Annotated in this window: 10 protein-coding genes; 6 read left to right on the top strand and 4 right to left on the bottom strand. The window is 69.8% G+C overall.

Features of this window, described 5'->3' with window-relative positions; all coding sequences use genetic code 11:
• The 3 genes from ACQKIP_RS21300 to ACQKIP_RS21290 all read right to left on the bottom strand — a co-directional run.
• Nucleotides 1-4302 (bottom strand): DUF6531 domain-containing protein (locus tag ACQKIP_RS21300; RefSeq protein ID WP_427743776.1); only part of this gene is annotated, 4302 nt, incomplete at its 3' end.
• A 191-nt stretch (nt 4303-4493) separates the two neighbouring features.
• The gene (locus ACQKIP_RS21295) at nt 4494-5582 is read right to left on the bottom strand and encodes a hypothetical protein (RefSeq protein WP_365863028.1); all 1089 of its coding nucleotides are present in this window, start codon (nt 5580-5582) and stop codon (nt 4494-4496) included.
• The gene (locus ACQKIP_RS21290) at nt 5579-6226 is read right to left on the bottom strand and encodes a hypothetical protein (RefSeq protein WP_365863030.1); all 648 of its coding nucleotides are present in this window, start codon (nt 6224-6226) and stop codon (nt 5579-5581) included. Before ACQKIP_RS21290 ends, ACQKIP_RS21295 begins: the two co-directional genes overlap by 4 nt.
• A gap of 436 nt (nt 6227-6662) precedes the next feature.
• Here ACQKIP_RS21290 and ACQKIP_RS21285 point away from each other — a divergent pair, with 436 nt between their 5' ends.
• The 4 genes from ACQKIP_RS21285 to ACQKIP_RS21270 all read left to right on the top strand — a co-directional run bounded on the left by ACQKIP_RS21285 (nt 6663) and on the right by ACQKIP_RS21270 (nt 12389).
• The gene (locus tag ACQKIP_RS21285; protein ID WP_365863032.1) at nt 6663-9638 is read left to right on the top strand and encodes a BTAD domain-containing putative transcriptional regulator; all 2976 of its coding nucleotides are present in this window, start codon (nt 6663-6665) and stop codon (nt 9636-9638) included.
• 91 nt (nt 9639-9729) lie between these two features.
• Complete coding sequence (locus tag ACQKIP_RS21280) at nt 9730-10452, top strand: prepilin peptidase (protein WP_365863034.1); 723 nt, start codon at nt 9730-9732, stop codon at nt 10450-10452.
• A 71-nt stretch (nt 10453-10523) separates the two neighbouring features.
• Nucleotides 10524-11723, top strand: coding sequence for a cyclic dehypoxanthinyl futalosine synthase (gene mqnC / locus ACQKIP_RS21275; protein WP_361393080.1), 1200 nt, complete (start codon nt 10524-10526; stop codon nt 11721-11723).
• Between the two features lie 30 nt (nt 11724-11753).
• On the top strand, nt 11754-12389 hold the full coding sequence (locus tag ACQKIP_RS21270; RefSeq protein WP_365863035.1) for an amidohydrolase family protein: 636 nt from the start codon (nt 11754-11756) through the stop codon (nt 12387-12389).
• A 104-nt stretch (nt 12390-12493) separates the two neighbouring features.
• Here the strand turns inward: ACQKIP_RS21270 and ACQKIP_RS21265 are convergent, their stop codons facing one another.
• Nucleotides 12494-13534 carry a chitinase gene (locus ACQKIP_RS21265; protein WP_365863037.1) on the bottom strand — a complete coding sequence of 347 codons (1041 nt, stop codon included), beginning with the start codon at nt 13532-13534 and terminating at the stop codon, nt 12494-12496.
• A gap of 209 nt (nt 13535-13743) precedes the next feature.
• Here ACQKIP_RS21265 and ACQKIP_RS21260 point away from each other — a divergent pair, with 209 nt between their 5' ends.
• Together ACQKIP_RS21260 and ACQKIP_RS21255 are read left to right on the top strand one after the other, a co-directional pair.
• Nucleotides 13744-14166, top strand: a complete 423-nt coding sequence (locus ACQKIP_RS21260; RefSeq protein WP_365863038.1) for a hypothetical protein — start codon at nt 13744-13746, stop codon at nt 14164-14166.
• A 19-nt stretch (nt 14167-14185) separates the two neighbouring features.
• On the top strand, nt 14186-15741 hold a 1556-nt coding region (locus tag ACQKIP_RS21255), incomplete at its 3' end, for a glycosyltransferase (protein WP_427743772.1).

Below are 15741 nucleotides of genomic sequence, written 5' to 3'. Positions count from 1 at the left end.
CTTGATGGGTTTGCCGTTCGGCCCGATCCTGACCTCGCGGCCCCCACCACCGGTGACGTGGGCGTGCGCCGGCCAGTCGACGTCGTACTCGTGCACGACGATGTTCACGCCGTGCTTGCTGACGTCCAGGAGGGAGAGGCCCAGTGGGTCGATCCCCATGAACGGGTTGGGAACGTAACTGTGCGGCGCGAAACCACCGTTCAGACCGATCGGGTCCGAGGTGAGGTAGCGGGCGGTCTCGGGGTCGTAGTGCCGGAAGAAGTTGTAGTGCAGCTCCGTCTCGGGGTCGTAGTACTGGCCCGGGAAACGCAGCGGTGTGTAGGCGGTGGCGCCGCGGTTCCAGACCGTGCTGCCCCAGAGGGTGGTCCTGGCCCGCCAGGCGATGTCGCCCTGTTCGTCGAGGAGCTCGGTCGGTGTGCCGACGAGGTCGGTGACGACGGCGTAGAAGCGGGCGTCCACCTCTTCGTCGGTGAGGTGCTTGCGCTCTGTCTGGGCCAGCGGGCGCAGGCCGATGTGGTCCCAGGTCAGGGTCACCGATTCCGGTGCGCCCGGGGTGTGGCTCGTCTGTTCGCACAGGGTCATGCCGTCCCAGGTGAAGTCGACCTGTTCTGCCACTCCCTCCCCCTGTTCCGTCATGCGCTGTTTGGACACGCGGCGCCCCAGGGGGTCGTAGAGGTAGCGCCACCTTGTGCCGTCGGGGGTCACCACGGACGTGAGACAGTCGTCCGCGTTCCATGCGTAGTGCCAGGTGTCGGGCTTGCGGGACAGGCGGGTCTTCCGGCGCAGGGTGGTGCGGCCCGCTGTGTCGCGCTCGTAGCGGACGTCGCCCGCCGTGGTGACGCGGGTGCCGGTGTAGGTACGGGGACCTGTCGCCTCCTGGCCCGGCATGGAGGCCGGCCAGGACGCGTCGGTCTGGTTGCCCGCCTCGTCGTAGGCGTAGGTCTCCGTCCAGCCCGCCGCGCGGACCGCGGTGACGCGGCCGACCGCGTCCAGGTCGAAGCGCCGCGCGCCGCCCAACTGGTCCTTCATGCCGGTCAGATGGCCGTCCGCGCGGTACGCATACGCACGGTGCTGGATACGCGTGCCGGCCGAGCCCATCAGTTCCTGTGTCGCGAGGCGGCCCGTGGCGTCGTACACGTTCGTCAGGGTCAGAGCCTCGCCGACCGTGCGGGTGAGTTCCCGGCCCGCCGCGTCGTGCGTGAACGCCAGCCTCCGGCCGGAAGCGGCCAGTTCGGTGCGATGGCCCGCCGCGTCGTATGTCCAGGTGCTCGTCGCGCCGGACGGTGTCGTGCGGCCGGTGCGGCGGCCCAGCGCGTCGTAGGTATAGGTCAGGGTTCGGCCGTTGACCGTCTCCGAGAGCAGACGGCCGGACCTGTCCCAGTCCAGGGTCAGAGTCACGTCCGGGCCCACCGCCTCGGTGAGGCCGCCTGCCGCGTCGTAGGCGTAGCGCGTGATCGCGGAGCCTCCCACGTTCTTCGTGACCATCCGGCCGAGCACATCCCGCTCGAAGGCGATCTCGTCGCCGGCGGCCGTCGTGCGGGTCACCAAATCGCCCGCCGCGTCGTGGGTGTAGGTCAGTGTGCGGTCGTCGAAGTCTGTCTCCGCCACCAAGCGGCCCGCCGCGTCATATTCGTAAGTCCAGATCAGTCCCAGCGGGTTGGTGACCTTGCGAAGCTGCAGCTGGGTGTCGTGGTCGAACTCGTAGCGGGCGCCGTCGGGGTCCGTGCGGGCCGCGATCAGGTCGAAGTACGAGTGCTCGTACGTCGAGGTCGCGCCCATCCCGTCCGTGTGCGAGGTGCAGTTGCCCTCGGCGTCGTACGTCCACGACTCCGACGAACCGTCCGGTTCCGTACGCCGCGCCAGCTTGCCCTCCACCGTCCACTCGAGCCGCGTGATCGCGCCCGTCGGGTCCGCGATCGTGCGCGCGCGACCGAAGGCGTCACGGTCATAGCGGGACACCGCGCCCAACTGGTCCCTGACTTCCAGTGGGAGGCCCGCCGCGTCGCAGCGTTGCTCGATGGTGTGGCCGAGGGGATCCGTGACGGTGGACACGGCTCCGTTGGCGTGGTGGGTGAAGTAGTGGGTCATGTCGTCGTGGTCGGTCATGCTCGTGCAGTTGCCGTATTCGTCCCAGATCTGGCGCTGGATGGTGCCGTCCGTGCCGACGATCTCGACCGGCAGGTTGAGGTCGTTGTACACCGCACTGGCGCACGTGCCGTCCGGAGAACGTATCGCGGTCAGATTTCCGTGCTCGTCCCAGGTGTTCTCGGTCCGGCGCCCCAGCTCGTCGGTGCGGGCGAGCAGGTTGTTCCAGCTGTCCCACTCGGAGTGGACGGAGCCGCCGAGGGGGTCCGTCTCGGACAGGAGCTGGCGGAGGTGGTTGTAGCGGTAGACCGTGGTCTGGCCGAGGGCGTCGGTGTAGCGGGTTTCCTGCTCCTCGGGGCGGTAGTCGATGGTGCAGGACAGATGACCGGCGGTGCTCTCGCCCCGGACACAGCGGTCCTCGTCGTCGTAGGTGAAGCGGTACCAGGTGTCGTTGCTGTCGGTCCAGGACGTGATGCGGTCCCGGTCGTCGTAGTCCAGACGCAGCCTCGGCCCGGCCGAGTTGTGGACCTCGGCCAGATTGCCGGCCTCGTCGTAGCGGTACGCGGCCACGAGCGTGCCGGGGGTGCTGGCGTCGGTGTCGCTGTCGGGGGCGAGCAGGCGCAGCGCGGTGACGCGGTGGTCGTCGGTGTCCACCTCCAGGTGGTAGCCGCCGGTGTGGCGTATCGCCGTGGGGGCGCCGGTGGGGTCGTGGTCGATGTCGATGCGGTTGCCGTTGCGGTCGGTGATGGCTCGCAGGGGCAGGGTCGCGTGACCGTCTTCGGCAGCGGCGCCCGGCCGGAGGGAGAAGTGGCGGACACGGCCCGTCTGCGGGTCGGCGGCCGTGACCGTGCCCGCGTCGTCGATGCTCAGCGGCCAGCGGGGGCCGTGGGCGGGCAGCACGGGGTCACCGCCGGGTTCGGGGCGCGGGTAGGACAGCAGCTGGCCGTCCTCGGTGGCGTAGATCAGGCTTTCGTCGTCGATCTCGACCCGCTCGTCCAGCGTCGAGGCCCATGAGTCGCCGTACCACTGGCCCCAGCGGTACGTGGACAGATGCGTGCGCTGGAGCACGAGCGGGAGCAGGCCCGGCAGGGTGATGTCGGTGTGCTCCATGAGCATCTCGCCGGAGATCATGTCGATGGGGTCGCCGTTCTTGCAGCGGCCCTTGGCGGGCTTGCCCTTCGCGACGACGTCGTCGGCCCCTTTGCGCAGCCCGCCCTTGCCGAGCCCCTTGGTCATGCCCTTCATTCCGGCCTTGAGGCCCTTCATGCCCTTGGCGAGGCCGCGGAGGCTGGTGAGAGCCTTCATGCCGGGGATGCAGTCCAGGGCGGCGAAGGCTACGTCGAGCAGGCCCGCTTCCCCATTCGCGTATTTATGGAGGGTGTCGGCCAGGACGACGAGTGCGGCGACGAGGACGATCGCGGCGAGAATCGGACCGCCGACGATCATCGCGATGACACCGAGAACCGCGACGACGACCTTGCAGACGGCGACGATGGTGTCCCAGTTGTCGGTGACCCAGTCGCCGACCTCCTCCCACCACTTGCGGTTCTGGATCCCGGCGTCGGAGGCCTCTTCGAGCTTCTTCTTCGCCGTGCCCGCCGCGCCCTCGCGCATCTTCCGGGCGTCCTCGGCCATCTTCTTCGCCGCGTCCAGATTGTTCTGCGCGGCGGTGACGTCGGACTTGGCGGCCGTCTGGGCCTTCTCGGCGGAGTTGGCGTTGCGGGTGGCGGCCTTGACCTTGTCGGGGTCGGGCTTGGGCACGTCCTTCTTGCCGTCGTCGTCCTTGTACTTGTCGGCTTCCTTGCCCGCGCGGTCCACCCATGAGTCGGCGGAGGTCAGGCGGGACTGGGCGGCGCTGAGACTGGTCTGCGCCTCGCGGCCCTGGGCGAGGGCCTTGTCGGCCATGGCCTGGGAGCGTTCGAGGTCGGGCCAGTACGCGGAGAGGGCGTCGCCGGCCATCTCGTAGCTCTTCTTGAGCTTCTTCAGCTTGCCCGGCGCGTCCTCGAACTCCGCCGTGAACGACTCCGCGGTTTTGCCCGCCCAAGTGAGGATGGCGTCCTCGCCCGCCATCCCCTTGATGTCCCGCAGGACCTTGGAGACGTCGTCGGCGAAGTCGTGCAGGTTCTTCGCCAGGTTGCGGACCCGGTCCGGGTCACCGGGCGTCGGGTCCTTGTCCAGGTCCAGGACATGCCAATCCGCCGGACGATTGCCCCCCATGCCGTACCCCCGAAACAACTGCAACGCTTGCGATAAAACGTTCGCATGAATTTACTCCACGGGTGGCGGCTCCGCAGCGATAGCCGAAGTCCGTGGCATTGCGTTCGTGCTGCTGGTGGGGCTGCGGGCCCCGGCGGGATCGGTGACGGCATCCGGCGCCGGGGCACAGTCGCGAGGGCCGCGCCAGTGTGTCAGCGGTTGATCGACTGGACTTCCTGGACGTCCATGTCCTGGGTCGTCTCGAAGGTGCCGTCGGGCATCGTGTCGCCTGCGCCGCCCGTGCCTTCCCAGGAGATCTCCCAGGTGATCGATGCCTTCAGCTGGTACGGCTTTCCGTCGGTCGCCCGGAGGTATTTGATGCCGCACGGCGGGTCCTGCTTCGACTTGCCCTTGGCGTAGGGCGTGCCGATGCTGCCGTCCTCGTTGATCTTGCATTCGCCGGATGCGGGGAAGGTTTCCGCGTCGTCCGTACCCGGCTCCAGGTGAAGGCTCTTCGGCTTTGCCGTGGTCTCTGCCCAGAGCGGCGTGTTCGGGAGTTCCGCGCGGACCTTGACGTCCTTGAAGGTGCCCTTGTCCAGCCAGGCCCAAGTAGGCAGATTCACCGTCGACTTGGCCTCGGGCTTCAGCTCCACCTTGGTATCGGGGACCTTCACCTTGTCGTAAGCGTACTCGGCGAGCATCTTCGGGGTCGGGGCGTTCGGATCGTTCGGGATCTCGCCGTCGTCCACCCAGAACATGATGCGGCCGCAGTCCCAGGACTTGGGGTCGGAGTCGTCAGGCGCCACTCCTCGCCAGAAACGGCCGTCCTTGCCCTCGTTGTAGTCCTTGTAGCCGTCGGCCTGGCTGTTCGAGTCTTCGTGCAGGTCGAAGTTGTCGGCTGGTTTGCCGTCGCGGTAATGGTCGGTCCACAGGCCCTTGCCCCACCACGACTCGTGGATTCCGACGTCGCCGCCGCCGTCCGTATCGACGAACTTCTTGAGCTCCGCGGACGTGAACGCCGGTTCGTACCAGCAGGCAGGCGGCTCCCAGTTGGGGTCGATCGGGGCGAGGTTGCCCTTCTTGCCGCCACCGTTGCCGCCGCTCGGATACGAGAGCTGAATCGAGGAGACTCCGGCCGACAGGGTGCCGCTCTTGTCGGCGTTGCCGCTCGGCGTCTCGTTGGACGGGGGTTCGGTGGTGTTATCCCCCGGTCCGGCTGCGTAGGCGGTTCCGGCCGACCACAGCACGGCTGTCGCCGCCAATGCCGCGGACCATCGCACTGCACGTCGTGAGGGTGTCATCGCCGGCACTCCTTCACTCGACCCTCGACCTCGATCTGCAACACCTTCCAGATCTTCTGCGAACCCTTGGGCTCCTTCATGAGGAGACGGAACTCCTGGTAGTCGTCGAGGCTGGGCTTTGTGTACCTGATCTTCTTGGACTCGACGTTCTTGCCGTAGAACTTGCTCTGATCGCGGCACATGGTGACGAGCACACCGGCCGTACCGACCTTGTCGGTCTTGGGGCGGTAGTAGGTGTCTGTGCCGGTGGCAGTCCATTTGTCGTCCACCCACGACTTGATCTGCTCCTGCGCATATCGGGTGGCGTTGCCCAGCGAATAGAACTGGTAGGCAGGGTCCTTGGGGTCCTGGGCGGTGATCCCGTGGTTGAGGGCCCGGATGTAGTTCTCGGCGTTCTCCTGGGCCGCTGCTTGCCGAGGGTCGGACGACTTCGAGGATCCGAACTCGACCTTCAAGTCACTCGGCAGGCTGAGATCTGGCTCACCGGGCTTCGCGGGAGCCGAAGTCTTCGACTTCTCCGAGCCGCCCCCCGCACCCTCGATCTTGTCCGGAGAAGCGTCGTCCCCGCCGCTTCCGCACGAGGTCAACAGCAGGGTCGCGCCGGCCATCAGTGTGGCGACGACGGGCATGGTGCGACGGGCCACGATTGCAGTCCCCCAGGGTTCGGCATGTGTGCAGGAGAAAATGGAGCCGGACGAAGCTATCAGGCGTGGGTTATCAGTACTGGTGGGCCTTGTGAAGACTCTCGCGTTCCGTGCGGTGTCGGAAGCGAACGGGAGTGAACTGTTCCCAAGTGCTACGGGGGCGCAGCGATTCCGTGCCGGAACTGTGACGCGTGGCGACGAATGCCTGCCCCAAGCGGACATTCGTGGTCGGCGACCGCACGAGGGGAGCTGGACTTACGGTGCGACTCGGGCGTAAACGGGCAACCGGTGAGGTCTGTCGGGCGTCCCCGGAAGCCGCTGCCCCTGTATGACCTCCGGCCCCTTCCGTACCATCGCCTCAGTACGCTCAGCTGATCTCCCTTGATCGCCTCCGATCTCTATCCGCTCCCTCTCAGAGGACAACAGGACACCCGCCATGGCGCGCACCACTTCAAGTTCGACAGGCGGCCCTTCGGCTCCACGGAATCGGACGCCGCAGCCGCTGCCCCGGCGTCGACGTACGGCCGGGGACTTCGTCAAGGCGTTCCTCGCCTTTGTCGCGTTGGCCGTGCTCGTCTTCGGCGTGCCTGGAGCCCTCGCGTTCACCGTGGGGTGGCCACTTCCGGGCGGTGCGCCCTCCCTTGACTGGTTGCAGCAGGAAATCACGGTCGGGACGTTCATCAACGTACTGACCGTCGTCGTCTGGCTCGCCTGGGCCCAGTTCACCGCCTGTGTGCTCGTCGAGGTCAAGGCCGCGCTCTCCGGAGTGGGGATGCCGGGCCGCGTGCCCGGCGCCGGCGGCAGCCAGCTCCTCGCCCGGCAACTCGTCGCCGCCCTGCTCCTGGTGGGCGCCACCGCCGCCAGCTTCGCGCCGGGGCTCTCGCAGTTCGGGCAGTCCCTGGAGGGGAACCAGAAGCCCGCGTCCGCCGCCTCCGCCCAGCAGACCCCCGGAGGTCTCTTCGGGCAGGAGCAGGCCGGTAGCGCCGCCAGTGCCGTCGCCGAGCAGGCCGAGCAGGCCGCCGCGCACGCGGGCAGCAGCACCGCCAAGGACGGGGACACCAAGTACTACCGGATCCAGCCGCCCGAGGGGCGTCACCACGATTCGATGTGGGAGATCGCCGAGCGGCACCTGGGAGACGGCCGCCGTTACAAGGAGATCTACCAGCTCAACAAGGACCGTGAGCAGCCCGACGGGTCCCGCCTCTCCGAGGCCAGCCTCATCCGGCCCGGCTGGATCATGGAGATGCCCGCGGACGCGCACGGCGGCGAGCTCGTCGAGATGCCCGACGAGGCGCCCAAGGTCTCGCAGGACGTGAAGGAGCAGATCTCCGACTACGCCAAGTCCGGGCAGCAGGGCGGCGGCGCCAAGGAGCAGGGCGGCGGCCAGCAGGGCGGCGGCTCCGTCGACCGCGACACCGCGCACATCACCATCCCCGAGCAGCGGCCCACGGAGAGCGGCGCACAGCAGGAAGCTCCCGTCGCCGGCAGCGGCAGCGAGTCCGAAGGGTTCTCCTTCGGGCTGCCCGAAGCGCTCATCGGGGCCCCTCTCCTGGCCGCCGGTCTCCTCGGTGCCCTCGGCCGCCGTCGCCGTCACGCCCTGTGGCAGTCGGCCATGGGCGCCGTCGGCGGACGCCGCGGCATGGAGCCGCCCACGCCGACCGGGGACGCGGCCGACGTGCAGGACGCGCTGCTCGTGGGCGCCGACCCCGAAGGCGTACGGCTTCTCGATCTGTCGCTGAGGGGGCTCGCCGCATCCCTCGCCGAGGAATCGCGGGCCCTGCCCACCGTCTACGCCGCCTGGCTCAGCAACGGCGACCTGCACCTCCAGCTCGCCCAGCCCGCCGGACGGCCGCCCGCTCCCTGGCAGCTGGGGCAGGACCAGACGTTCTGGATGCTGGCGCGCACCGACGCCGAGCAGTACGAGGACGTCGACACCGCCGCTCCCTACCCGGGGCTCGTCAGCCTCGGCACGCTCGACGACTCGCGGCTGCTGCTCAACCTCGAAGCCGTGCCCGGTGTCGTGTCGCTGAGCGGGACCGAGGCCGACCGCGCCGCCGTCTTCGCGTCCGTCGCCGCCGAGCTCGCCACCAACGGCTGGTCCGACCGCATGACCATCACCCTCGTCGGCTTCGGGCAGGACCTCACGCCGCTCGCCCCCAACCGGCTGCGGCACCTCGACGACATCGAGGCGCTCATCGAGACGATGGAGGCGGAGACGCGGCAGCGGCGGGGGGCTCTCGGGGCCGCCGGGCATGACTCGGTCCTCACCGGGCGTACGGGGCCTGCCCAGCACACCCGCTGGGCGCCGCACCTGGTGCTGCTCGCCGCCGAGCCCACCGGCGACGACGCCGTGAAGCTCGCCGAGCTTGCCGCCGACGCCAGCCGCCTGGGTATCGGCTACCTCGTCGGTACGGAGTCCGGAGACCTGCCGGGCGCCGCCTGGGAGATGGAGATCACCGCGCAGGGCAAGCTGCTCGCGCCGCTGCTCGGCCTCGAACTCGAGGCCCAGTTGCTCCCCGAGGCCCAGCAGCGTGCCGTCGTGGAACTCTTCGTGGACGCCGACCCGGGGGAGGGCGAGGGCGGCGCCGGTTCCGGTCGTACTGGCGCCACTCCGCCGTTCCTCGTCGACGTCACCGAGCAGGGGCGCCCCGCGGTGTACGCGCGCCTCGTCGGCACGTACGAGATCATCGGCCTCGACACGCCGGACGGTGACCGCAGCCCGCTGATGCACGAGGCGCTCGCGCTGCTCCTGCTGCACCGCGAGGGCGTGCACCCGCGGGTGCTCTCCTCCGCGCTGTGGCCGCGCGGTGTCACCGAGGACGTACGCGACGCGCTCGTCGAACGGCTCCGGGAGTGGCTCGGCACCGAGCCCGACGGGTCGCCGCGGCTGCGGGCCGACCAGAGCGGGCGGCTCACGCTCGCCAAGTCCGTCGTCTCCGACCTGGACGTGCTGCGGTCGCTCTACCACGAGGCGACCCAGGGACGCGGCGCCAACAGCCGGGCCGTACGCGGGCGGATGCTCACCGATGCTCTGGTGCTCGTGCGGGGTCCCTTGCTCGCGGACCGGCCGCAGGGGCGGTACGGGTGGCTCACGCACGAGATCGTGGACGCGCAGCTGCCGCTGCTCGTCGCGGACATCGGGCTCGCCCTCTCCGAGTTCCACCTGGAGAAGGGGCGCGCGGAGAAGGCCATCGAGGCGTTGAACGCCTCGCTGAATTCCGCGCCGGGGGACGAGCGGCTCTGGAACGAGTTGCTGCGGGGCACGCATGCGGTGGGTGATCCTGCGCGGCTTCAGCAGGTTGCCGCGGATCTCGTTGCCCGCAGCGGGGCCCGCGGGGTGCCGCCTCGGACCGAGGCTCTGCTGGATGAGTTGCTTCCTACCTGGCGTAGTGGGCTTACCGCGGTGAGCTGACGCCCCGTTTCATCCGAACCCGGCAGCTTTGGCGTTGTGCCCACCCGTTCCGCCCTGCGGAACGCCTGCCCACAACGGGGAGACGACAGTTTTGTTGCTGATCCTGGTCCTCGGCGGCGCCCTCTGGGGCGCCGTCGCGGGGCTGTTTGTTCCGCGTGCCGTCTACCGGCTCTCCGTGGCGCCCGAAGAGGCGTGGCGGGGTGGCTGTCCCGACGGGCATCCCGTAGGGGGCTGGGTCGGGCTCGCGCGGTGCCGGGAGGACGGGACCCGCTACGGGCCCCGGACCACGACCGTCGCCCTGGCCACCGGCCTCGTCTGCGCCGTCCTCGCCGCCGCCACCGGCGCGCGGCCCGAGCTCGGGGTCTGGCTGCTGCTCGCGCCCTTCGGGGTGCTGCTCGCCGTCGTGGACTTCGGGGTGCACCGGCTGCCCGACGTGCTTACCCTGCCGCTCGCCGGGGCCGCGCTCGTGCTCCTCGGGGGTGCCGCGGTGCTGCCCGAGCACGCCGGGTCCTGGATCCACGCGCTGTACGGGGGGCTCGGGCTCGGCGCCGCGTACTTCGTGCTCTTCCTCATCAGCCCGAACGGCATGGGCTTCGGCGACGTGAAACTGGCGCTGAGCCTGGGGGCCGTCCTCGGCTGGTACGGGTGGGGCGCGGTGTTGCTCGGCACCTTCGCCGGGTTCCTGCTCGCCGCGCTGTACGGGGGAGGGCTCGTGATCGCCCGCCGCGCCGGGCGCAAGACGGCCATCCCGTTCGGGCCGTTCCTGATCGGCGGGGCGTTCCTGGGGCTGCTTGCCGGGGCGTACGCCGCCTGACGTCCGGCGGCGCAAACGGCTGGCGTACGCTGAATCAGTCCGTCCAGAACCCTTACGAAAGGGACGCCCCGGTGACCGAGAAGGCCGACCTTCAGTCCGTGCTCGACCGTGCCGCCGCAGGCGGGCGGATCAGTGAGGAAGAGGCGCTCGACCTCTACCGCGATGCCCCGCTGCACGCGCTCGGCGCCGCCGCCGACGCGATCCGCCGCCGCCGGTACGCCGGGACCGAGCACATCGCGACGTACATCATCGAGCGGAACATCAACTACACCAACGTGTGTGTGACCGCCTGCAAGTTCTGCGCCTTCTATGCCGCCCCCAAGGACACCAAGAAGGGCTGGACGCGCGACCTCGACGACATCCTGCGGCGCTGCGCCGAGACCGTCGAGCTCGGCGGTACGCAGGTCATGTTCCAGGGCGGGCACCACCCGGACTTCGGCGTCGAGTACTACGAAGAGCACTTCTCGGCGATCAAGAAGAACTTCCCGCAGCTGGTCATCCACTCCCTCGGCGCCTCCGAGGTCGAGCACATGGCCCGCATCTCGAAGGTTTCCGCCGAAGAGGCGATCCAGCGGATCCACGCCGCCGGGCTCGACTCCTTCGCCGGTGCGGGCGCCGAGCTGCTGCCGGCCCGCCCGCGCAAGGCCATCGCCCCGCTCAAGGAGAGCGGCGAGCGCTGGCTTGAGATCATGGGGATCGCGCACGACCTCGGCGTCGAGTCGACGTCCACGATGCTCATGGGTACGGGCGAGACGAACGCCGAGCGCATCGAGCACCTGCGGATGATCCGTGACCTCCAGGACCGGACCGGGGGCTTCCGGGCCTTCATCCCGTACACGTACCAGCCCGAGAACAACCACCTCAAGGGCCGGACGCAGGCCAGCATCTTCGAGTACATCCGCATGATCGCGATCTCGCGGATCTTCCTCGACAACGTCGCCCACATCCAGGGCTCCTGGCTGACCACCGGCAAGGAGGCCGGCCAGCTCACCCTGCACTACGGCGCCGACGACCTCGGCTCCGTGATGCTGGAGGAGAACGTCGTCTCCTCCGCCGGTGCCAAGCACCGCAACAACCTGCGCGACATGATCGACATGATCCGCACCGCTGAGCGCGTACCGGCCCAGCGCGCCACGACGTACGAGCACCTCGTCGTGCACGACGACCCGGCGAACGACCCGACCGACGACCGCGTCGCCTCGCACATCTCGTCCACGGCGATCGAGGGCGGCACGGCCCACCCCGAGCTGAAGCTCCTCGCCTCCAACTGAGGGCCGGGGTTCCGGAGAACTGAGGCTGCCGTGCTGACGATCCATGCCGCGCCGCTGGTCCTGCCGGTCGGCGCGGCGCCCGTCCCCGAGGGGGCGGTGCTCGTCGACGGGGGGCGGATCGCCGCCGTCGGGCCGTACGAGGATGTCGTGGCGCAGTCGCCGCGCGCACGCGTGCGGCAGTGGCCCGGCGTTCTCACGCCGGGGCTCCGGCAGTGGCACGGCCGGTGGCTCCTCACCCGCGTCTACCACCCCGATCCGCGCGAGGCCGATGAGCTCGGCACCGAGCCGATCACCGATTTCGAGTGCGAGGACGATGCCCGCTGGGCGGGGAGCGTGCGGCGGGGGCTCCAGCGGATGCTGGCGCACGGCACGACGCATGTCGGCGGGGGTTTTCCCGACGGGGTGCGGCAGTCGCTCGTGCGGGCGGGGCTGCGGGAGGTGGCGGATGCGTGGCGGCTCGCGCCGCCGCTGACCGGTGCGCCTGGCCTTGACCCCTTTGTCGAGGGGGGCGATCTTTCCGGGGCCGTTCACGGGCCGCTGGTCGTTGGGGGGTCTGCCGATCTCGCCGCTTTTGATGTTCCGGATGAGGCCGCGCTGGTCGAGCGGGGTGGGGCGACTTGTGTTGCCACCGTGCTTGGCGGGCGGTTGGTGTATCGGCGGCGGTAGGCGGTTTGTGTTTCGCCGCGGGTCGGTGGGGGTTGATCGCGCAGTTCCCCGCGCCCCTGAAGGGGCGCTGTCGCCCCCCGGCGCTCAAGAGCTACCGCGAATCCTCAGCCCGACAGCGCCTCCGCGAACGCCCCCGCCTTCTGTTCCACCCCGCTGCACGAGTTCTGCGCCTTCGTCGTCGACGTGCCCGCCCCGCACTGCTTGTCGCGGAACGTCGACCACATCGACAGCCATGCGACGCCCTTCTTCTCGGCGTACGAACGGAGTTGGGCCGCGTCCGCGAGGGTGAACGTCTCGCCCTTGACGTCGTTCACGCCGATCATCGCGGTGATCGCGAGCCCCCGCCACGCGTTCCTGTCCGAGAGGCCGAAGACCTTCTTGAGCTGTGCGTGCGCCTTGGTGGCCGACGTGATGGCGTAGTCGCCCATGTCGCCGGCGAAGGACGTGCCGTAGTTCATCGCCATGATGTTCACGGTCGCGACCCGCGCGCCGTGGTCGTTGGCGGAGTCGAGCAGCGCCACGCTGTCCGCGTCCAGACCGGACGGCATCACCGGCAGCGTGAACGTGGCCTTCAGGTCGCGCTTCTTCTGGAGCAGCGCGATCGCCTCGGAGCGGCGGGCCACCGACGCGGAATCGGTGAGCGCGTCGCCCTCGATGTCGAAGTCGGCCTCGGTCGCGCCGGTGGCGTCCAGGACCTTCGCGTAGGCGTCGGCCAGTTGGGACGCGCTGTCGCAGGCGAGCGCGAGTTCCTTGCCCGCCGCGCCCCCGAAGGAGACGCGGAGCGCGCCGCCCGAGGACTTCAGCTTCGCCGTCCGCTTCGCCACCGCGGCGTCGTCGATGTCCGTGGTCCCGCCCCACACGGGCGTGCAGTCGCCGCCGTCCGCGACGGCGAAGGCCAGGTTGTACGCCGCCGGGGTGCCGGAGGTGTCGGAGTCCCCGGCGGTCGTGGCACTGACGTACGGGGCGAACGCGGTGGTGGCTTCGGGCGCCTCGGTCGTCGGAGACGTCGGTGACGTCGAGGACGTCGCCGAGGGGGAGGCCGTGCTCGACGGGGCCGAACCGTCGTCGGACGTGCCGTCCCCGGACGAGCACCCGGAGCACACCAGCGCGGCCAGACAGACGAGACCGGCGGCCGGCTTCAGCAAGCGCCGGGTATTCCGCACGCCTCGTATATTCCGCACGTTCACTCGCTCACTCGGTCGGTAAAGGCTGACCTTCGCAACGTACCCGGAATGCGGCGCGGGAACGAACGGCCGCCAAGTCTCCCAGCTCAGTGACAGGTTGGCGCCATTCTCACGGTCGCCGCACAGGCCGTTCAGAGAATTTTGCGAAATTGCCCTGATTGCATCCCCGAATGCATTCCGAATCTGCCGTTCCTGCCGTCGAAAAGCGTGCCGCCCCGCGTCGCGGCCGCCGCCGCAAGCGCGGCAACGGCCCCGGAGCGGGGCCCGTGTTCGTGGACACGTCCGGTCGCAGGGCGCGCCTGCTGCGCCGGGCCGGAGTCCTCGCGGGCATCGCCTGCCTCGGCTACGCGGTCGTGCTCGGCATGGCCTTCATGGGCTGGGGCACCTCGCTCAGCCCCGCCGAACTGCTGCCCTTCGACGGCGGCGGCGCGGGAGCTCCGGGCGGGACCGCGCCCGCGGGCGCCCCGACCGGCACGGCCCCGACCGGCACACCGCCGACCGGAACACCCCCGTCCGGCGCACCCCTCGCCCCGCCCGCAGGCGCGGACCCCTCCGCCGCCCCGAGCGCATCCGCCTCCGCTCCCGCCAACTGACCGGATCCCCCACACACTCATGACCCAGACGACGACACCCCCTCCCGTGGGGCCGCGCAGCCGGCGGCACGCCACCCCCAGCAGGATCGAGCGCGCGGGCCGCCGCGCCGCCGCACTCCAGAAACCGCGGGTGATCCTCGCCCTGCTGCTCCTGCTCGCCCTCACGAGCGTGATGCTGCTCGACGGGTATCTGCGTGCCGAGATCGGCGACGACTCGCGCGTACGCGTCGGGGCGAGTTCGAGCGACGTACCGGACAAGGTCCTCGACGGCGGTCCGGTACTCGACTTCCGCGGCGGCAAGGCGCAGAGCACGGCCATGCCGGACAAGACCATCGCGCTCACCTTCGACGACGGCCCGGACCCCGAGTGGACGCCCCAGGTCCTCAAGGTGCTCGAGGACAACGACGTCGACGGCACCTTCTTCATGGTCGGCTCGATGGTCACCCGCTACCCGGACGTGGTGCAGAGCCTGGTGGCGCAGGGCAACGAGGTCGGGGTCCACACGTTCACGCACGTGGACCTCTCCTACCAGAGCGCCGCCCGCGTCGAGCGTGAGCTGAAGCAGACCCAGCTCGCGCTCGCGGGTGCCGCGGGCATCACGACGACGCTGTTCCGCGCGCCGTACTCGTCGAAGCCCGACGCCATCGACAACTACTCCTGGTCGGTCTACAAGAAGCTCGGCTCGATGGGGTACACCAGCGTCTTCATCGACACCGACAGCGAGGACTGGCAGAAGCCGGGCGTCGAGAACATCATCAAGTGGGCCACCCCGAAGGACGGGAAGGGTGCGTCGGTCCTCTTCCACGACTCCGGCGGCGACCGCAGCCAGACGCTCGAGGCCCTCGGCACCTACATCAAGAAGATGAAGGCCAAGGGGTACACGTTCACCACGGTCAGCGGGGCCACCGCTCATCCGGTCGCCCATCACAAGGCCACCGGCGCGACCCTCTGGGAGGGCAGGTCGCTCGTCGCCGCCGTCGCCGTCGCCGAGTGGGTGGTGCCGGGGCTCGCCACCGGGCTCGCCGTCGTCGGGGTCGCCGTGCTCGGCAGGTTCGGGATGATGCTGGTCCTCGCCCGGCGCCACCACCGGCAGCGCAACAGACGCGGCTTCTCCTGGGGGCCGCCGGTCACCCGCCCGGTGAGCGTGATCGTCCCCGCGTACAACGAGAAGGAGTGCATCGCGGGCACCCTGAACTCCCTGGCGGCCAGCACCCACCCCATCGAGATCATCGTCGTCGACGACGGCTCGACGGACGGTACTGCCGGGATCGCCGAATCGCTCGGGCTGCCGAACGTCCGCGTCGTGCGCCAGGAGAACGCGGGCAAGCCCGCCGCGCTCAACAACGGCGTACGGCATGCCCGGTACGACATCGTCGTGATGATGGACGGAGACACCGTCTTCGAACCGGACGCCGTGCACCAGCTGGTGCAGCCCTTCGCCGACCCCGGGGTCGGCGCGGTCGCGGGCAACGCCAAGGTCGGCAACCGCAGGACCATGATCGGCGCGTGGCAGCACATCGAGTACGTGATGGGCTTCAACCTCGACCGCCGCATGTACGACCTGCTGCGCCTGTC

The sequence above is a fragment of the Streptomyces sp. NPDC059900 genome, assembly GCF_050270335.1.
Classification (GTDB): Bacteria; Actinomycetota; Actinomycetes; order Streptomycetales; family Streptomycetaceae; genus Streptomyces.
The sequence above is the reverse complement of the archived record's forward strand: the minus strand, read 5'-3'. Positions and strand labels throughout refer to the sequence as shown.

What these genes read in the sequence shown, in the direction of transcription:
- ACQKIP_RS21260 (WP_365863038.1), top strand. Translation starts at nt 13,744, where the DNA reads ATGCATTCCGAATCTGCCGTTCCTGCCGTCGAAAAGCGTGCCGCCCCG.
- ACQKIP_RS21285 (WP_365863032.1), top strand. Translation starts at nt 6,663, where the DNA reads ATGGCGCGCACCACTTCAAGTTCGACAGGCGGCCCTTCGGCTCCACGG.
- ACQKIP_RS21295 (WP_365863028.1), bottom strand. Translation starts at nt 5,582, where the DNA reads ATGACACCCTCACGACGTGCAGTGCGATGGTCCGCGGCATTGGCGGCG.